General features: G+C 50.9%; 17 protein-coding genes. 15 read left to right on the top strand and 2 right to left on the bottom strand.

Annotated elements, in window-relative coordinates:
• Positions 1-172: 172 nt before the first annotated feature.
• The 7 genes from cysJ (at position 173) to LVQ79_RS16310 (ending at position 9,604) form a co-directional block, all read left to right on the top strand.
• Positions 173-1,978: an NADPH-dependent assimilatory sulfite reductase flavoprotein subunit gene (gene cysJ, locus LVQ79_RS16340; protein ID WP_232865731.1), complete on the top strand. Its 1,806-nt coding sequence runs from the start codon at positions 173-175 to the stop codon at positions 1,976-1,978.
• Positions 1,978-3,690, top strand: a complete 1,713-nt coding sequence (gene cysI, locus LVQ79_RS16335) for an assimilatory sulfite reductase (NADPH) hemoprotein subunit (protein WP_232865730.1) — start codon at positions 1,978-1,980, stop codon at positions 3,688-3,690. Before cysJ ends, cysI begins: the two co-directional genes overlap by 1 nt.
• Positions 3,691-3,805: 115 nt before the next feature.
• A complete protein-coding gene (gene cysH / locus LVQ79_RS16330; RefSeq protein WP_064513335.1) occupies positions 3,806-4,537 on the top strand; it encodes a phosphoadenosine phosphosulfate reductase in 732 nt (243 codons plus the stop codon).
• A gap of 370 nt (positions 4,538-4,907) precedes the next feature.
• Entirely contained in the window at positions 4,908-6,125 is a 1,218-nt protein-coding gene (gene manD, locus LVQ79_RS16325) for a D-mannonate dehydratase ManD (protein ID WP_232865729.1), read from the top strand.
• Between the two features lie 23 nt (positions 6,126-6,148).
• Positions 6,149-7,924, top strand: coding sequence for a sodium:solute symporter family transporter (locus tag LVQ79_RS16320; RefSeq protein WP_232865728.1), 1,776 nt, complete (start codon positions 6,149-6,151; stop codon positions 7,922-7,924).
• A 95-nt stretch (positions 7,925-8,019) separates the two neighbouring features.
• Positions 8,020-8,796, top strand: coding sequence for an SDR family NAD(P)-dependent oxidoreductase (locus tag LVQ79_RS16315; protein ID WP_232865727.1), 777 nt, complete (start codon positions 8,020-8,022; stop codon positions 8,794-8,796).
• 112 nt (positions 8,797-8,908) lie between these two features.
• Positions 8,909-9,604: a FadR/GntR family transcriptional regulator gene (locus tag LVQ79_RS16310; RefSeq protein WP_232865726.1), complete on the top strand. Its 696-nt coding sequence runs from the start codon at positions 8,909-8,911 to the stop codon at positions 9,602-9,604.
• Here LVQ79_RS16310 and LVQ79_RS16305 read toward each other — a convergent pair.
• On the bottom strand, positions 9,599-11,707 hold the full coding sequence (locus tag LVQ79_RS16305) for a heparinase II/III domain-containing protein (protein WP_232865725.1): 2,109 nt from the start codon (positions 11,705-11,707) through the stop codon (positions 9,599-9,601). The genes LVQ79_RS16310 and LVQ79_RS16305 overlap by 6 nt on opposite strands.
• A 162-nt stretch (positions 11,708-11,869) precedes the next feature.
• A complete protein-coding gene (locus LVQ79_RS16300; protein ID WP_232865724.1) occupies positions 11,870-12,910 on the bottom strand; it encodes an aminopeptidase in 1,041 nt (346 codons plus the stop codon).
• Between the two features lie 270 nt (positions 12,911-13,180).
• Here LVQ79_RS16300 and cysD point away from each other — a divergent pair, with 270 nt between their 5' ends.
• The 8 genes from cysD to truD all read left to right on the top strand — a co-directional run bounded on the left by cysD (position 13,181) and on the right by truD (position 19,263).
• Positions 13,181-14,089 carry a sulfate adenylyltransferase subunit CysD gene (cysD, locus tag LVQ79_RS16295; protein ID WP_034497961.1) on the top strand — a complete coding sequence of 303 codons (909 nt, stop codon included), beginning with the start codon at positions 13,181-13,183 and terminating at the stop codon, positions 14,087-14,089.
• Between the two features lie 11 nt (positions 14,090-14,100).
• A complete protein-coding gene (gene cysN / locus LVQ79_RS16290; RefSeq protein ID WP_232865723.1) occupies positions 14,101-15,528 on the top strand; it encodes a sulfate adenylyltransferase subunit CysN in 1,428 nt (475 codons plus the stop codon).
• Positions 15,528-16,133, top strand: a complete 606-nt coding sequence (gene cysC, locus LVQ79_RS16285; protein ID WP_232865722.1) for an adenylyl-sulfate kinase — start codon at positions 15,528-15,530, stop codon at positions 16,131-16,133. The genes cysN and cysC overlap by 1 nt, the downstream gene beginning before the upstream one ends.
• A gap of 51 nt (positions 16,134-16,184) precedes the next feature.
• Positions 16,185-16,508, top strand: a complete 324-nt coding sequence (locus LVQ79_RS16280; RefSeq protein WP_232865721.1) for a DUF3561 family protein — start codon at positions 16,185-16,187, stop codon at positions 16,506-16,508.
• Positions 16,509-16,692: 184 nt separating this feature from the next.
• Complete coding sequence (gene ftsB / locus LVQ79_RS16275) at positions 16,693-17,007, top strand: cell division protein FtsB (RefSeq protein ID WP_151995048.1); 315 nt, start codon at positions 16,693-16,695, stop codon at positions 17,005-17,007.
• A gap of 20 nt (positions 17,008-17,027) precedes the next feature.
• The gene (gene ispD, locus LVQ79_RS16270) at positions 17,028-17,738 is read left to right on the top strand and encodes a 2-C-methyl-D-erythritol 4-phosphate cytidylyltransferase (protein WP_232865720.1); all 711 of its coding nucleotides are present in this window, start codon (positions 17,028-17,030) and stop codon (positions 17,736-17,738) included.
• Entirely contained in the window at positions 17,738-18,217 is a 480-nt protein-coding gene (gene ispF, locus LVQ79_RS16265; RefSeq protein WP_232865719.1) for a 2-C-methyl-D-erythritol 2,4-cyclodiphosphate synthase, read from the top strand. Before ispD ends, ispF begins: the two co-directional genes overlap by 1 nt.
• Positions 18,217-19,263: a tRNA pseudouridine(13) synthase TruD gene (truD, locus tag LVQ79_RS16260; RefSeq protein WP_233338026.1), complete on the top strand. Its 1,047-nt coding sequence runs from the start codon at positions 18,217-18,219 to the stop codon at positions 19,261-19,263. The genes ispF and truD overlap by 1 nt, the downstream gene beginning before the upstream one ends.
• Positions 19,264-19,530: the final 267 nt, after the last annotated feature.

The following is a 19,530-nucleotide window of genomic DNA, read 5'->3' as shown; positions in this document are numbered from 1 at the left end:
TAACCACTTTTAACGTTATGGATTACCCGTAAAAGCGGTTAGTCATTTTGGTTATTTGATATTTCTATCCCTTCTTTAATTGTTATTATCCTGATGGTTAACCTTACACCATGAATGCTTTTTACCGTTGAATGATGAAAACGGACCTTTTGCTACTGGAACCCAATCAAGCATGACAACTCAGGCCCCACCGACCGCTTTGCTGCCGCTAACCCCGGAGCAATTGGCACGCCTTCAGGCGGCGACAACCGATTTCTCGCAGACGCAACTGGCCTGGTTATCCGGCTATTTCTGGGGGATGATAAATCAACAACCGGGCGCTGTTACCACGACTCAGGCACCTGCGGCAGACGTTCCTGTTATTACCCTGATTTCTGCATCGCAAACCGGTAACGCGCGTCGCGTGAGTGAGCAATTGCGCGATGATTTACTGGCAGCAAAACTGAACGTTAACCTGGTTAACGCGGGCGACTATAAATTCAAACAAATTGCCCAGGAAAAACTGCTGGTTGTCGTGACTTCAACGCAAGGTGAAGGGGAACCCCCTGAAGAAGCCGTGGCGTTGCACAAATTCCTGTTTTCGAAAAAAGCGCCAAAATTGCCAGGCACCGCGTTTGCGGTATTCAGCCTCGGCGATACCTCTTACGAATTCTTCTGCCAGTCCGGTAAAGACTTTGATAACAAACTCGCGGAACTCGGTGGTGAGCGCCTGTTGGACCGCGTGGATTGTGATGTGGAGTTCCAGCCAGCAGCAGCCGAGTGGCGTGCAAAAATTGTCGATGTCCTGAAATCCCGTGTGCCGGCCGAAACGCCTGCACAAGCGGCAGTGACTGCCACGGGCGTGGTCAACGAAGTATTCTCAAGCCCATACACTAAAGAAGCGCCGCTGACCGCAACGCTTGCAGTTAACCAGAAAATCACTGGCCGTGATTCAGAAAAAGATGTGCGCCATTTCGAAATCGATTTGGGTGATTCAGGCCTGCGTTATCAACCGGGTGATGCGCTCGGTGTCTGGTATCAAAACGATCCTGCACTGGTTAAAGAACTGGTTGAACTGCTGTGGCTGAAAGGCGATGAAAGCGTCACGGTCGACGGTAAAACGTTACCGCTCAGCGAAGCACTGGAGTGGCATTTCGAACTCACTATCAACACCGCCAACATTGTTGAGAAATACGCGCAGATTACCCGCAATGCAGCGCTGCTGGATTTGGCGGGTGATAAAGCTAAGCTGCAACACTTTGCGCATAACACGCCAATTGTCGACATGGTGCGTTATGCGCCAGCAGAATTAACCGCTGAGCAGTTGGTTGAACTGCTGCGCCCACTGACGCCGCGCCTGTATTCGATTGCATCGTCGCAGGCAGAAGCTGAAAACGAAGTGCACATTACCGTTGGCGTAGTGCGTTACGACATTGAAGGGCGTGCTCGCACCGGAGGCGCTTCTGGTTTCCTGGCCGATCGCCTTGAAGAAGATGGCGAAGTGCGTGTGTTCATCGAGCACAACGATAACTTCCGCCTGCCAGCTAACCCGGAAACCCCGGTGATTATGATTGGCCCAGGCACTGGTATTGCCCCGTTCCGTTCGTTCATGCAGCAGCGTGAAAACGACGGCGCGGGCGGTAAAAACTGGTTGTTCTTCGGCAACCCGCACTTTACTGATGATTTCTTGTATCAGGTTGAATGGCAGCGTTACGTCAAAGATGGCCTGTTGACCCACATTGATCTCGCCTGGTCACGCGACCAGGAACATAAAATATACGTACAAGATAAACTGCGCGAAAAAGGCGCGGAACTGTGGAACTGGATTAATGAAGGTGCCCACATTTACGTCTGCGGCGATGCGAATCGCATGGCAAAAGACGTTGAGCAGGCATTACTGGAAGTGGTAGCTGAGTTCGGTGGTATGGATACCGAAACGGCAGATGAATTTTTAAGTGAGCTGCGCGTTGAGCGCCGTTATCAGCGAGATGTCTACTAATGAGCGAAAAACACCCAGGACCATTAGTGGTCGAAGGCAAACTGTCTGATGCCGAGCGCCTGAAACGCGAAAGCAACTATTTGCGTGGCACCATTCAGGAAGATTTGCAGGACGGCCTGACCGGCGGCTTCAGAGGCGACAACTTCTTGTTGATCCGCTTCCACGGTATGTATCAGCAAGATGACCGTGATATTCGTGCTGAGCGTGCTGAGCAAAAGCTCGAGCCGCGTCACGCGATGATGCTGCGTTGCCGTCTGCCGGGGGGGATTATTACCACCGAGCAATGGCGTGCGATTGATAAGTTTGCCGAAGACAAAACCATCTACGGCAGCATTCGCCTGACCAACCGCCAGACTTTCCAGTTCCACGGTATTCTGAAAAAGAACGTGAAACCGGCACATGAAATGCTGCACGAAGTTGGGCTGGATGCGCTGGCGACCGCCAACGATGTGAACCGCAACGTGCTGTGTACGTCGAACCCGGTGGAGTCTGAACTGCACCAGGAAGCGTACGAGTGGGCGAAAAAGCTTTCCGAACATTTGCTGCCACGTACTCGCGCTTATGCGGAGATCTGGTGGGATCAAGAGAAAGTGGCGACGACCGACGAAGAGCCGATCCTCGGTTCTACCTATCTGCCGCGTAAGTTTAAAACCACGGTCGTGGTACCTCCGCAGAACGATGTCGATCTTCATGCCAACGACATGAACTTCATTGCGATTGCGAAAGACGGCAAGCTGGTGGGCTTTAACCTGCTGGTGGGTGGTGGTTTATCCATCGAACATGGTAACAAAGCAACGTATGCCCGCACCGCGAGCGAGTTTGGCTACATTCCGCTGGAACACACTCTGGCGGTAGCGGAAGCTGTTGTCACCACGCAACGCGACTGGGGCAACCGTACCGATCGTAAAAATGCCAAGACCAAATATACGCTGGAGCGCGTCGGTGTTGACGTGTTTAAAGCCGAAGTTGAACGCCGTGCCGGGATTACATTCGAGCCGACTCGCGCGTATGAATTTACCGGGCGTGGCGATCGTATTGGCTGGGTAAAAGGCATCGACGACAAATGGCATCTGACGCTGTTTATCGAAAATGGCCGCATTCTGGATTACCCGGGAAGGCCGCTGAAAACCGGTCTGATGGAGATCGCGAAGATCCATAAAGGCGATTTCCGCCTGACGGCAAACCAGAATCTGATCGTGGCGGGTGTGCCAGCAAGCGAAAAAGCAGCGATCGAGAAGATCGCCAAAGAAAGCGGCCTGATGAACGCGGTGAAACCACAGCGTGAAAACTCGATGGCCTGCGTTTCCTTCCCGACTTGCCCGCTGGCGATGGCCGAAGCTGAACGCTTCTTGCCGCAGTTTGTGACTAAAGTTGAAGAAGTGCTGGAGAAACACAACGTGCCGGATGAACACATCGTCACGCGTGTTACCGGCTGCCCGAACGGCTGTGGCCGTGCGCTGTTGGCTGAAATCGGTCTGGTGGGCAAAGCACCAGGGCGCTACAACCTGCACATCGGCGGTAACCGTATTGGTACGCGTATTCCGCGTATGTACCGTGAGAACATCACTGAGCCAGAAATTCTGGCCTCTATTGATGAACTGGTGGGGCGCTGGTCGAAAGAGCGCGAAGCGGACGAAGGCTTCGGTGATTTCACCATCCGCGCGGGGATTATTCGTCCAGTGCTGGACCCGGCCCGGGATTTGTGGGACTAGCGTTGCAGTTAAAGTCGGATGACGCTAACGCTTATCCGACCTACTAAAGACCGTTGTAGGGTGGATTGGCCGCAGGGGCCGTCCACCATGATATCAAGCAACTAGCGAGGCACGTATGTCGGTACTCGATCTAAAAGCGTTGAATGAACTGCCGAAAGTCGAGCGCATAATGGCGCTGGGCGAGGTCAACAGCCAGCTCGAAAAGCTTACGGCGCAGCAGCGTGTCACCTGGTCGCTGGAAAACCTGCCGGGGGAGTTTGTGCTCTCCTCAAGTTTTGGTATTCAGGCTGCGGTGTCTTTGCATCTGGTGACTCAACAGTTCCCGGATATCCCTGTCATTCTTACCGATACCGGCTATCTGTTCCCGGAAACCTACCAGTTTATTGATGAGCTGACCGACAAGCTGAAGCTCAATCTGAAAGTTTTCAGCGCGAAGGAAAGTGCGGCGTGGCAGGAAGCGCGTTACGGCAAGCTGTGGGAGCAGGGTGTTGAAGGCATTGAGAAATATAATGACATCAACAAAGTTGAGCCAATGAACCGTGCGCTACGCGAGCTGGGCGGCCAAACGTGGTTTGCTGGCCTGCGCCGCGAGCAATCTGGCAGCCGTGCCAATTTGCCGGTGCTGGCGATTCAACGCGAAGTCTTTAAAATTCTACCCATTATCGACTGGGACAACCGCCAGGTTTACCAATACCTCACAGCCAATGGCCTGAAGTACCATCCACTATGGGATCAGGGCTACCTTTCCGTGGGCGACACTCATACCACGCGTAAGTGGGAAGAGGGTATGGCAGAAGAAGAGACACGTTTCTTTGGTTTGAAGCGCGAGTGCGGTTTGCACGAATAACACACCGAAAGCACTATAATTCCGAAGCCTGTCGCGCAATGCCGACGGGCTTTTTTTATGATTAGAACTCGTCTTCATTTCTATTAGTCATACTAATAGATTCGTAATATTTGACAATCCCCCTCGAAACTGCAAATTCGTCATTGTTATCATTTTAAATATAACACAATAAAATCAATGTGTTAGTGATGTTTATTTCAGGTGTTTTCATAAATACCGCTAATATTTACCATTCAGCAACAAATAATCACTAATTTGGTAACTTAAAAATTACGACATTGTTCACACAATAGTCAGTTTATAAATACTATAGTACGACAAATGGAATAATTTACTCCCCCTGTCTTTTCTCAACCCTACGAGAGTTGCTATGAAGATCGAACGTATAAAAGTGCTGGTGAGCCGGCCTGGACGAAATTTTGTTACGGTAAAAATTGAAACGGACGAAGGAATTTATGGTGTGGGTGACGCCACACTGAATGGCAGGGAAATGGCCGTTGCAGCGTATCTGGAAGAGCACATTGCTCCGTGTCTTATCGGCAAAGATCCGCGCAATATCGAAGATATCTGGCAGTACCTTTATCGCGGTGCGTACTGGCGTAAAGGTCCGGTGACGATGACGGCGATCGGTGCAATCGACATGGCGTTGTGGGACATTCTGGGCAAACATGCGGGGCTACCGGTCTGGCAACTGCTGGGTGGAAAAAGCCGTCAGGGCGTGACGGTGTATGTTCATGCCAACGGTGAAAGCATCGACGAAGTGCTGGATAACACGGCGAATTTTATTGAACAAGGCTACAAAGCCATTCGTCTGCAATGTGCGATTCCGTCCACCAAAGGCACTTATGGCACGCTGGAAGGGAAGAAAAATTACTATGAGTTGCAGGGTAATCGCCCGTTGCCGCCGGAACAAGCGTGGTCTACGCGCAAATACATGAATTTCATACCTGAGTTGTTCAAAGCGGCTCGCGAACGTTTCGGTTACGGCATCGATTTATTGCATGATGTTCATAGTCGCCTGACGCCAATAGAAGCAGCACGGTTAGGAAAACTGCTGGAGCCGTATGATTTACTGTTTTTAGAAGACACCGTCACGGCAGAAAACCCGGCTGGTTATCAAATTATTCGCCAGCACACCACAACGCCGCTGGCCGTGGGTGAAATATTTAATACCATCTGGGATGCAAAAGAGTTAATCGAAACGCAATCGATAGATTATATCCGTACCGCAGTTTCACATGGTGGTGGAATAACGCCGATGCGTAAGCTCAGTGCATTTGCCGACCTTTATCATGTGCGTATGGCTCCGCATGGTGCACCGGATTTATCCCCCATATCCACAATGGCCCATTTGCATCTTAATAGTTGGGCACCTAACTTTGGTATCCAGGAATTTGTTGGTTTTGGCACCCCTGAATTAAATAGCATCTTTAAATACGAACTGCCCCTCAAGGATGGAATGCTATTGGTTTCTGATAAACCAGGTTTGGGAATAGATATAGATGAAGCCGTCATGGGAAATTATCCCTATGTCAGATCTTATCTTCCTGTTAGCCGCCTCGAAGACGGAACGCTCTGGAACTGGTAATCCTCTGACCTAAGGGTACGATTATGATCTATGATACCGCTGTAATCTGTGGTTATTTCATCTTAATGGTGTTGATCAGTTTTATATTTAAAAAAATGGCCAGTAAATCCTCCAGTGATTATTTCCGTGGTGGTGGGAGGATGTTGTGGTGGATGGTGGGGGCGACGGCGTTTATGACGCAGTTTAGCGCCTGGACATTTACCGGAGCCGCCGGGAAAGCGTTTAGCGATGGCTTTATGGTGGCAGCAATATTCCTCGGGAATACCATCGCATACGGAATTTCCTGGCTATGGTTTGCAAAACGTTTCCGCCAGGTACGCGTAGACACGGCCACTGAAGTGATTCGTCATCGCTTTGGTTCGCAGAATGAACACTTCTTCACATGGGTGATTATCCCACTGAGTATTCTGAGCGGCGCCGTAATGATGAATGCGTTGGCGATATTTGTTAGCACCGTTTTTGACTGGGATCTTTCGGTCACGATTTGGGTAACCGGTATTGTGGTGTTAATGATCTCGTTATTAAGCGGAGCCTGGGGCGTGGTTGCTTCAGACTTTGTTCAAACCTTAATTGTTGCGGTTATTTCTATTGCCTGCGCCATTGTTGCATTAGTCAACGTTGGCGGTCCGGTAAATATGGTCACTCACTTCCCATCCGGCTTTATTATGGGGCCGAATATGAATTACGGAGTGGTGATATTAGGTTCAGTTATCTTCTTTATTGTAAAACAGCTGCAAAATATAAATAACATGCAGGACTCTTATCGTTTCCTGAATGCGAAAGACTCGAAGAATGCCCAAAAGGCCGCTTTCTTTGCCATGATATTAATGGCGGTAGGGACGCTGATTTGGTTTATTCCACCGTGGGTTTCTGCCAGCCTTTACCCGGATGCCACTGCGCAATATGCCGCTCTCGGAAATAAAGCCTCGGACACTATTTATTTGAGCTTTGTTGAACGGGCAATGCCTGCGGGAACCGTTGGTTTGCTAGTCGCCGGTTTATTTGCCGCAACCATGTCGACAATGGACCCGGCTTTGAACCGCAACAGCGGCATTTTCGTGCGCAGTTTCTGGGTGCCGGTGGTTTGCCGTAATAAAAAGATCAGTGACCGTGCGGAGCTGTTTGCCGGGAAAATGTTCTGCATTGTGAACGGCTTGCTGGTGATTATTGTTTCGCTGTTCTTCAGTCATCTTGAAGGCATGAGTTTGTTTGACCTGATGATGTCGGTTTCAACACTTGCTCAGGCTCCACTCCTGGTGCCGCTGTTCTTCGGCATGTTTATCAAGCGCACTCCGCGCTGGGCGGCGTGGGGAACCGTGGTATTCGGCATCTTTGTGTCATGGATGTGTATGGATGTGTTGACCTCGAAAGCGCTCGGCCAGTTGCTGGGAATTGAGTTTACCAAACGTGAACTGAGCGAAATCAACGTCATCATTAACATCATTGCTCACCTGGTGCTGACGGGCGGTTTCTTTATCTGCACCAAACTGTTCTACCGCGAAACCTCTTACTCAGCTAAAGAGAAGGAGCAGATTGAAACCTTCTTCAAAAATATTGAAACCGAGGTGGTTGAGGATTCAGAACAGCAAGGGTTTGACCTGCAGCAACGCGAAAAAATCGGCTTTATTACCATGCTGATGAGCGGCGGCCTGGTGTTGATGGTGCTTATTCCCAACCCGTTATGGGGGCGATTATTGTTCCTGGCGTGTGCCGCATCGGTATTCCTGGTGGGGTATTTGCTGCGCCTGAGTTGCCGGGTTGGGCAGGATTCCCCGCAGCAGGCGAAAGATACGCTCTGACTCGCAAAAGCGCCTTTTACCGGGCGCTTTTCTTTTGCATAGCCCGGATAGGTTGGTAGTATTTGTAATACTAAATGACAAATAGAGGTGATCCGATGTTTTCTGATTTACGGAATAAACGTGTATTAGTGACTGGCGCTTCGGCAGGCGTAGGTTTGGCAGCAGCAGAGGCATTTTTACGCTGCGGCGCAAAAGTGGGTATTAATGGCCGCCGCTCCGCGCAGGAGATGGAACCGCAGCTTGCGAGGCTTCGCAGTTTAGGTGGCGAAGTTTGCTATTTCCCGGCTGATTTATCCCAGTCAGGTGCCTGTCAGCAATTGGTCAGCGCTTTTGTCGAACAATTTGGTGGCCTCGATGTGCTTATCAATAACGCCGGGGGTTTAGGTGGGCGTGCAGGTCTTGAGAACATCGACGATGACTTCTATGACCGCGTCATGGATTTGAACGCGCGCTCGGCATTAATGATGACCAAATATGCGATTCCTCATCTGCGTGAATCAGCAAAAACCAGCGGTGAAACCGCCTCGGTAATCAGCACCGGTTCGATTGCAGGGCGCGAAGGTGGCGGCATTGGCGCAGGTATTTACGCAGCGTCAAAAGCCTGGTTGCACGACATTCATCGCAACTGGGTGAAAGAATTCACCAAAGATAATATTCGCTTCAACATTGTTTCGCCGGGCACCATTGATACCGCGTTCCATGAAGATAAACCGCAGGAACTGCGTGACAAGATTGCCGGGTCGATTGCAATGGGGCGTTTTGGGCGCAGTGAAGAGGTGGCTCCGAGCTTCCTGTTCTTCGCTTCTCATAAAATGAGCGGCTACATTACCGGCCAGATTTTAGATGTAAATGGCGGCCAGATGGCTCCTTAAAGGTATCCGTCGTACTTCGAGTTGCAGCAGTGCTGACTGCAACTCGAATTTTTTTGGCTACATGGTTTAGTGATACACTAATTTCCTTCCCTTTTTCAGGTATGACAAAAGCATGCAATTCACAACCATTGCTACTACGCAACGCGGTCTGGATGGACTTATTGCCAGCGACATCGCCCGCAAGATTCTTTCCGGGCAACTTTTGCCGGGGGATATTCTGCCCAGCGAAGTGGAGCTTTGTGAACAGCTCGGTGTGAGCCGCACGGCATTGCGTGAGGCGCTCAAACTTGTGTCATCTAAAGGGATGCTTGAATCTCGCCCGAAAGTGGGAACCCGTGTTCGCCCGCGCAATAACTGGAATATCCTGGATGTTCAGTTGCTCGAGTGGATGAACGGCATGGAAGGGACGCTGGAAATGTATCACCAGTTTCTCGAGTTCCGCCGTGTTATTGAGCCACATGCGACACGTCTTGCCGCGCTGAATGCGACCAGCGAGCAGCGAATTGAGCTTTCCCGTGTGCATGAAGAAATGTGTGCCGTGGCGAAAGATTTCGACCCGGATCGGTGGGTGGATGTGGATACGCGCTTCCATCGTGCTATTTTCCTGGCTTCGGGAAATTGCTTCTATGCCCCGTTTGGCAATGTGCTGACCACCGTGTTTAAGTGGTTTATCAGCCACTCGTCGAAAGAAGGCGGTATGTGCCTGGAAGATCATCACCGCATTTATCGCGCGATTATGATTGGCGACGGTGACGCCGCCTATGAAGCATCTTTAGCGTTGATGACGGCAAGCAAACACCGTCTATAAAGGCTGCACCGAAAACTGCCCAAATCCTGGGCGGTTATCGACGCAAATTTCCAGCGCTTCACCTTCCGCAAAATAAACCGCAACTTTAGTCTGGGCGGCAATATCGTGCTCCAGCACTTCGACACGTTTTACCTGCCCGCGCGCATTGCGTGAAGTTTCGCTGGCTTCATCAAAATAGCCGTGGCTTTCAATAGTGGTGGCAAATACCACGTTGTCGCCATGAGTACGCCATAACCACGCAGGTTCAACACGTAAATTGAACTGCGGATCGCCAGCACCGGTCTGAGCAATAATCAGCTCGCCGCCCTGGGGCAACGCGCCCGTTGCGGTGTAAAAAGTATCGCCATCAAGCCAGGTCAGTTGCCCATTTTCACCTTCAGGAACCGGGCTGCGGGCGCAATCCCATAAATGCTGATAGCCATTCCGATCGCCTAATGGCTGCCATGAGCTTGAGTAATTCAGTGGTAGCGAGGTGTTGATCAGTTGTCCACGCCCGTGCAGGCAATAATCATATTGATGTTTATCGCTGCTGCTCAGACTGAAAAGATCGAGCACCAAGGGCTTTTCGCACTGCGGCACATTGAGTAATAACACGGTGCGCTGCTGGTTGACGCCGGGCCAGTCATCGTGGCTGCAAGCGCTCATCCCCTGGCCGTGTGGGTTATCGGTGATAAAGAAGTGCGTTTCACCATGGTGCAACGCGGCCTGGTTTTTATCGAAATTATGCTGACAGCCTTCATCTACCACCACCGTGTTGTGGGCGACGGTTTGTTTGCAGTAGCTGTTGTTTTCAGGAATGTAGCGCCCGCCAAATTTCGGTTCGATATTGACCCAGCGACCGAAACCGTAATCACGTAAAAACTCGCGACCACGATTAAACAGGCTCAGGTGCAAGCCGTCGAAATGACCGTGGTTTAACGCCGAATGCATTCCGGCAATATTACCGTGACCGCCCCAGTACAGCAGCGCCATATTGTCATCTTGCTGATTATCTCGCACCCGCAATACGCCGATAGCCCCACGCTCTCCGTCCTGGCCATCACGAACTAACTGGCTTGGCCAGGGTAAAGATTGAGCTGACGAATTTTCCAGATACTCGCAAAGCGATAAAGCCCCGCGCCCCGGCCAAACGTATGATTGCCAGCGAGCCAACTCAGCCAGACGGGCATCTGCTCCGTAATGCTGCCAACACAGGCTGACGGCGATAACGGCACCTTCATCGCGTAAGTCCATCGTTTTTGACGCGTCATTTAAAGCCGGAAGCGTACCGTCGGGGAAGGCCAGCGCAAACAAGGTGTAACAAGCGTGTTGAATAATGCGATGGTTATATTCCCAGATATTCAGTTCAGGCTGGCGGTGGGAAATAGCCTCGGCTAATAAGAGGAGAGGACGCAGAGCAAATCGCTGATAATAAAGTCCTTCAATGTAATAACCATCGCATGAAAACAGTTGATCGAGCTGGGCGAAGAAGCCACCGCTGACACTGTCTCGGGCCAGGCCATAAAGCGAGTCCAACACCATTTCGTCATCGCCCAGTACGTACCCGCAAATCGCAACTGCCGCGACTGACCACATTCCATGGTTATGCACAATATCGAAGGTTGCAGCGTGAGTATGCGTGGCGTCGTACGCCATCAGACGCAGCAAATTGCTTTCAATATGTAGGATTTGTTCAGCGGTCGATTCAGTCTTTACACAGTGCCAGGCTTCAGCGGCATAGAGCAAAAACATATGTTCGTTAAGCGTCTGGTGGAATAAACGCCCTGGCGGATTGGTGTCGTGGCTGATGGCATCACCCAACTGCGGGTAGCGATCGGCATAGATGCAGAGAATCTGAATCACCCGTTCTTTGTAACGTGCATCCTGAGTAATGAGCCACAAAAGCCCCGCAAGATTCATCATCTGGTAATTCAGTTTGTGCTGTGTGTGTTCCGGCCCGCCGCCTTCCCCATGCCCGGGGACCCACAGCGGTGCATTTAGCCATTGTTCAACTAGCTGTTGCTGAAGGCGCAGGGTTTCGCCCAGCAGAGTATTGCGCGTCAAATGGATACGTAGCGCTGCGGCATCGTCGTTATCAATAAATAGCGGGGACCAGGTGGACATAGCCTTCTCTCTGACACTTATTAGTATGACTATTTAAGTTTCGGATAACGGGTTGTGTCCAGAATGAAAGGTGAAATGAGTCGGGCAGGTCACAAAATTGTGTTTTTATTAGTCATACTAAAAGGCCGGTTTTGTCGAACCGACCCGTTTAGATTTGCAGGGTTATTGCTTCGCTTTTGCCAGCTCTTTCACCAGTGGCAGTATCACACGCACCACATCATGGCTGCGTTTCTCGATGCGCGTTGGTAGCCACTTATCCAGATACTGTTGGTTATCGATTAAGCCATTATGCCAACTGGTTCCATCCGGGAAGGCTTTGCTTTTCGCTCGTTGCTGATAACCATCTTTCTTGCCCAATGACCAGTTAGTTGCTTCAACAGAAAGCACTGGAATGCCGGCTTCATCAAACACGTCGGCATCGCTACAACAACCGGTTCCTTTCGGATATTTGGCATTTAATCCTGGATTAGTCGCGGCTTTAACATTCAACTGGCGCGCCAGTTTTAACGCACGATCGCGCGTCAGTTTACTGACCGCAGTTGGTGTTGATTTGCCGCTATTGAAATAGAGTTTGTCGCCGACAATCAGGTTATCGAGATTAATCACCAGCAATGTATTTTTCTTCTCGCTGGGACTCATGCGTTTAAGAACATCTTCCGCACCAAGTTTGCCAATTTCTTCACCACTGGTGGCGATAAAGCGGATGCCATAGCGCGTTGGAATATCTTTCAGGCGCGTTGCAAGCTCAAGCATAACGCCCAGCCCTGAAGCATTGTCATCAACACCTTGCAGCGTTAAACCGCCAAGATTGTTATTTACATCATTATCACTGAGCGGTGAATAGGTATCGAGGTGCGCCATGATGATGATTTGCTGCGGCTCTTTTCCTTCACGTGCGGCAATTACTGAACTTGCACTGACGTTATGCCAGCTCTGATGGCCATCTTTGGTGGTGTATAAATAACGAGTGTTAAAGCGGCGAATATCGCTTTGGTAACCAAGCTGGCTAAATTGCTGCTTGATGTAGTCTGCGGCCAGCATTTCCGAGGGGCTGCCGGTCATGCGTCCGGGGAATACCGTAGCAATGTGGCGTGTTTGTTGACTGGCAATTTTGCCCATTGGCGTTGTGCTGGCAACTGCGGGCAAGGTACAGCAAATGCTTAACGCCAGGCTGGTTAGCGAGTGGCGCATTGCGGAAAACATAGTGAAGGTCCTTCAACCAGGAAAATTTTTTGCCCGCATAGTATGAAACTGTGACGGGCGTTACACAATTTCAATTGCTCTGAAAGCCACGTTAAATCGCTGGTTCAGCACATTTTGTGATTTGCATTTCCATGGCGTTATTCCTTTGTGGAACTACTCATTCCAATTCGTAATTTCATAACAAATAAACCACAGACGTATAGTCCCCTAATGAATTTTTAAACGGAGGTTCTATAGCCCTCCGCACCAAACCTCGGCTAAGGGAAGTTTATGGACCAGAAACGACTTACACACTTGCGGCAGTTGGAGGCGGAAAGCATCCATATCATCCGTGAGGTTGCCGCCGAATTTGCCAATCCGGTGATGATGTATTCCATCGGTAAAGACTCCTCGGTGATGTTGCATTTGGCCCGTAAAGCCTTCTACCCAGGCACGCTTCCTTTCCCGCTGCTGCATGTTGATACCGGCTGGAAATTCCGCGAAATGTACGACTTCCGAGACCGTACCGCGAAGAACTACGGCTTTGAGCTGCTGGTGCATAAAAACCCGGAAGGCGTGGCGATGGGGATCAACCCGTTCGTGCACGGTAGCGCTAAACATACCGACATCATGAAAACCGAAGGGCTGAAGCAGGCGCTGAGCAAATACGGTTTTGATGCCGCCTTTGGTGGCGCGCGTCGTGATGAAGAAAAATCCCGTGCGAAAGAACGTATCTATTCGTTCCGCGACCGTTTCCACCGCTGGGATCCAAAAAACCAGCGCCCTGAACTGTGGCACAACTACAACGGCCAGATTAATAAAGGTGAGAGCATTCGCGTGTTCCCTCTTTCAAACTGGACCGAACTGGATATCTGGCAGTACATCTTCCTGGAAAATATTGAAATCGTTCCGTTGTATCTGGCAGCACCGCGTCCGGTGCTAGAGCGCGATGGCATGTTGCTGATGGTTGACGATGACCGCATTGATTTACAACCTGGTGAAGTGATTGAGCAGAAAATGGTGCGCTTCCGTACCCTGGGATGCTGGCCGCTGACCGGCGCCGTTGAATCCGAAGCGCAGACATTGCCGGAAATCATCGAAGAGATGCTGGTTTCGACCACCAGTGAACGTCAAGGGCGGGCAATTGACCGCGACCAGGCAGGCTCGATGGAGCTTAAAAAACGCCAGGGTTATTTCTAAGGAGCCGCCAGATGAACACCACTATTGCACAACAAATTGCAGATGAAGGCGGCGTTGAAGCCTATCTGCACGCACAACAAAACAAAAGCCTGCTGCGTTTTCTGACCTGCGGCAGCGTGGATGACGGCAAAAGTACGCTAATTGGCCGCTTGCTACATGACACGCGCCAGATTTATGAAGACCAACTTTCTTCGCTGCATACCGACAGTAAACGTCACGGTACGCAGGGTGAGAAACTGGATCTGGCATTGCTGGTGGATGGTCTGCAAGCCGAGCGCGAGCAGGGCATTACTATCGATGTGGCTTACCGTTATTTCTCCACCGAAAAACGTAAATTCATTATTGCTGATACCCCGGGGCATGAGCAGTACACCCGTAATATGGCGACCGGTGCTTCGACGTGCGATCTTGCGATCTTATTGATCGATGCGCGTAAAAGCGTACTGGATCAAACGCGCCGCCACAGTTTTATCTCCACGCTGCTGGGGATCAAACACCTGGTGGTGGCGGTTAACAAAATGGATCTGGTGAGCTTTAGCGAAGAGACATTTGAGCAGATCAAACAGGATTACCTGACTTTCGCAGAGCAACTGCCGTCGGATCTGGATATTCGTTTTGTACCGCTTTCAGCACTGGAAGGCGACAATGTTGCCACGCAAAGCTCTAACATGCCGTGGTACACCGGCCCAACTCTGCTGGAGCTTCTGGAAACGGTAGAAGTGAAGCGTATCGTTGAACAACAGCCGATGCGTTTCCCGGTGCAGTACGTAAACCGCCCAAATCTGGATTTCCGTGGTTATGCCGGAACGCTGGCATCAGGCATCGTGAAAGTTGGGCAACGCGTTAAAGTTCTGCCGTCGGGTGTTGAGTCTGCCATTGCACGAATCGTCACTTTTGATGGAGATTTGCAACAAGCCGCTGCGGGTGAAGCTATTACGCTGGTGCTCAAAGATGAAATCGATATCAGCCGCGGCGACCTGCTGGTTGATGCCAGTGATACGCAGCCTGCAGTACAAACGGCAAAAGTCGATGTGGTGTGGATGGCTGAACAACCATTGGTGCCGGGGCAAAGCTACGACATTAAAGTCGCCGGGAAGAAAACACGTGCCCGTGTCGACAACATTCATTATCAGGTCGAAATTAACAGCCTGACTCAGCGCCTCGTGGAAAGCCTGCCGCTGAACGGTATTGGCCTGGTGGATTTAACCTTTGATGAACCACTGGTGCTGGATAAGTACCAGGAAAACCCGGTCACTGGCGGGTTGATTTTCATCGACCGTCTGACCAACGTGACGGTTGGCGCTGGCATGGTACGTGAGCCACAAGAAGAGGTGTTTCAGGAGCCGTCAGCATTTAGCGCGTTTGAGCTGGAACTGAATGCGCTGGTGCGCCGTCACTTCCCACACTGGGGTGCACGCGATTTGCTGGGAGGAAAATAATGGCTGAGCACGACGAGAATGTCGTCTGGCATGCCCATCCAGTAACAGCTGAGCAGCGTGAGAGTCTTCACCAGCACCGGGGCGCGGTGCTGTGGTTTACCGGGCTTTCGGGCTCGGGTAAATCCACCGTTGCTGGCGCCCTGGAAGAAGCGCTGCATAAACTTGGCGTGAGCACTTACTTGCTTGATGGTGACAATGTACGCCACGGTTTGTGTAGCGATTTGGGTTTCAGCGATGCCGATCGTAAAGAAAACATTCGTCGTGTCGGTGAAGTTGCCAACTTGATGGTGGATGCGGGGTTAGTCGTGTTGACCGCCTTTATTTCGCCACATCGGGCTGAGCGCCAGATGGTGCGTGATCGTGTGGGGGAAGGGCAGTTTATTGAAGTGTTTGTTGATACTCCACTTTCCATCTGCGAAGCGCGCGATCCGAAAGGTTTATACAAAAAAGCCCGTGCGGGCGAACTGCGTAACTTCACCGGAATTGACTCAGTCTATGAAGCACCAGTGAATCCGGAAATACACTTAGACGGCGAACAATTAGTAACAAATTTGATAGCCCAATTATTAGACCTGTTGCGTCGTGACGTTATTATCAAAACCTAAGACATTGCCAGGCGCCTAACGTGCCTGGCTTGCAGGGTTTACGGAATCGTTATGCGCAATGGCACTAACATGGCAATTACATCGGCTGAAGCAAGCCCTGGTACCGAAGAGACAACCTGGTCATTGGCCGGCGCGTTCATCGGTTTTTTGTCATGGCTATTAGCGCTGGGTATTCCTTTCCTGATTTATGGCCCTAACACGCTGTTTTTCTTCCTCTATACCTGGCCATTTTTCCTCGCTTTGCTACCTGTAGCGGTTGTCGTGGGAATTGCACTGCACTCTCTTCTACGAGGCCGTTTGATCTTTAGCTGCATTGCTACGGTGCTTGCCGTAGCGCTGATGTTCGGCATCCTATTCTTATGGCTGATGGGTTAATCTTAAAATATTGGCCAAACCGTAACAGACTATTTATGGCTGCATGCCCGCTAACTCACCTGCAAACGCGCATGTTGGCGCTTTCTGTGATAAATTCTGCCGCAAATACGAAGGGCCACCTTGTGCCCAGAGCGAAGCTCGATAAAATTTTGTGCGATGATTGTGCCGTTTTTCAGGGGGCAGGATGGGTAAACTAACGCTGCTATTGCTGGCCTTGTTGGTCTGGCTGCAGTATTCGCTGTGGTTTGGAAAAAACGGCGTACATGACTACACGCGAGTGAACGACGACGTTACTGCTCAGCAGGCGACGAACGCTAAACTCAAAGCGCGTAACGATCAGCTGTTTGCGGAAATTGACGATCTTAATGGCGGGCAGGAAGCCATTGAAGAACGTGCACGCAATGAATTAAGCATGACCAAGCCGGGTGAAACTTTCTACCGCCTGGTACCCGATAGCTCTAAGCGCTTAACTAACAGTGCCGGGCAGAACAATCGATAATCAAGCGTAAGTGAATCTACATGGCAGACTCCTCCCCGGACGTAATTGCCGTGGTGCCGGCAGCAGGTATCGGCAGCCGCATGCAAACGGAATGTCCTAAGCAATATCTAAAAATCGGCGATAAAACTATTCTTGAACACGCAGTGGCGAGTCTGATGGCTCATCCACGCGTGGCTCATGTCGTTATTGCCATTAGTCCAACCGATAGCTGGTTTGCCTCTTTGCCCCTTGCCTCTAATCCAAATATCACCGTGATAAACGGCGGCGCACAGCGTGCTGACTCGGTACTTGCCGGGCTAAATGTGGTGCAAGGTGCTCAATGGGTTCTGGTGCACGATGCTGCGCGCCCGTGTTTGCATCAGGACGATTTAGCGCGTTTATTAGCAATTACCGAAACCAGCAAAATCGGCGGTATTCTGGCGGCACCTGTGCGTGACACTATGAAGCGTGGAGAGCCGGGCAAAAATCTCATCGCTCATACCGTCGATCGCGAAGACCTGTGGCACGCTTTAACGCCTCAACTGTTCCCTCTGGAATTACTGCGCAGCTGTTTGCAGCGCGCACTCGATGAACATGCCTCAATCACTGATGAAGCCTCTGCTCTTGAGTATTGTGGCTTCCATCCCGAATTAATTAGCGCCCGCGCCGATAATATAAAAGTGACTCGTCCTGAAGACCTGGCGCTGGCTGAGTTTTACCTCACGCGGTTAACCCAAACGGAGAAAGAATAATGCGTATTGGACATGGTTTTGATGTACACGCCTTTGGTGGCGCAGGCCCAATCATCATTGGCGGCGTACGTGTGCCTTTCGAGCAGGGGTTGCTTGCACACTCGGATGGTGATGTCGCTCTGCACGCATTAACGGATGCTCTGCTTGGGGCGGCTGCTTTGGGGGATATCGGCAAATTATTCCCGGACACCGACCCGGCGTTTAAAGGTGCCGATAGCCGCGAATTGCTGCGCGAAGCGTGGCGTCGTATTCAGGCGAAGGGCTACACATTGGGTAACGTCGATGTGACGATTATTGCCCAGGCTCCAAAAATGGCTCCGCACATCCCGCAGATGCGCGTGTTTATTGCCGAAGATCTCGGCTGCCATATGGACGATGTGAACGTAAAAGCGACCACTACTGAGAAGCTCGGTTTTACAGGCCGTGGTGAAGGCATCGCTTGCGAAGCGGTCGCTTTGCTGCATAAGGCGCGCAAATAATGGATATGCAGAATCTGACCTGGCTGCACGGAAAGCCACAAGGCACCGGGTTAATCAAAGCCAGTCCAGAGGACTTCGTGGTTATCGAGGACCTGGGTTTTGGGCCGGATGGTGACGGTGAGCAACTCCTGTTACGCATCCTGAAAAATGGCTGCAACACCCGCTTTGTTGCTGATGCGCTGGCTAAATATCTGAAGGTTCCAGCCCGCGAAGTGAGCTTTGCCGGGCAGAAAGACAAGCATGCAGTAACTGAACAGTGGTTCTGTGTACGCCTTCCGGGCAAAGAAATGCCGGATATGAGCGGGTTTGAGCTTGAAGGATGCCAGGTGCTGGAATATGCCCGTCACCGCCGTAAATTGCGTTTGGGAGCTTTGAAAGGTAATCGCTTCACGCTGGTACTACGTGAAGTGAGTGACCGCGCCGATATTGAGCAGCGTTTGAATACAATTTTGCATCGTGGAGTGCCGAATTATTTCGGTAGCCAACGTTTTGGGATTGCAGGCAATAACCTGCACCAGGCCGTGCGCTGGGCGCAAAGTAATGCACCGATCCGCGATCGTAATAAGCGCAGTTTTTATTTGTCGGCAGCTCGTAGCGCCATGTTTAACCAGATTGTTAGCGAAAGGCTGAAAAAGTCCGATTTCAACCAGGTTATCGATGGCGATGCGCTGCAACTAGCTGGGCGTGGAAGCTGGTTTGTTGCCACACCGGAAGAGCTTCCTGAGCTGCAAAACCGTGTCGATAGCGGTGAGTTATTAATTACTGCACCGCTGCCGGGTGACGGTTCCTGGGGCACGCAAAACGCCGCACTGGAGTTTGAACAGCAGTGTGTTGCTGGAGAAACGGATTTACAGTCGCTGCTGGTGCGTGAGCGTGTAGAAGCGGCTCGTCGCGCTATGCTGGTTATGCCCAAAGAGTTGAGCTGGAGCTGGTGGGATGACATCACCGTTGAGCTGAATTTCTGGCTGCCTGCCGGCAGTTTCGCAACCAGCGTGGTGCGTGAATTAATGAACGCACCGGGTAATTACGCTGATATTGCTGAGTAACGGTAGAACTTATTTATGGCGGGTAATGATATTACCCGCTTTTTTTTGTTTTAAATTCCGCATTATTTTGTCTCTGACAGTTCCACAACCTCTTGTTTCCAGCTCAATCCTCAGCCCACGGAAGGTGATTTAGTCAACCCAGGATTGTATAGTAGCCTCCAGACTGGCGTTTGTTGTGAATGTTACAAAAACAGCAACAATTTCATGACAGGTGCACTAAAATCAGCTGAATGGGATAAAACAACAAGTTGGAGCGTTTTTTGAGTA

The organism is Buttiauxella cochleicola (assembly GCF_021282405.1).
GTDB classification, from domain to species: Bacteria; Pseudomonadota; Gammaproteobacteria; order Enterobacterales; family Enterobacteriaceae; genus Buttiauxella; species Buttiauxella massiliensis.
The sequence above is the reverse complement of the archived record's forward strand: the minus strand, read 5'-3'. Positions and strand labels throughout refer to the sequence as shown.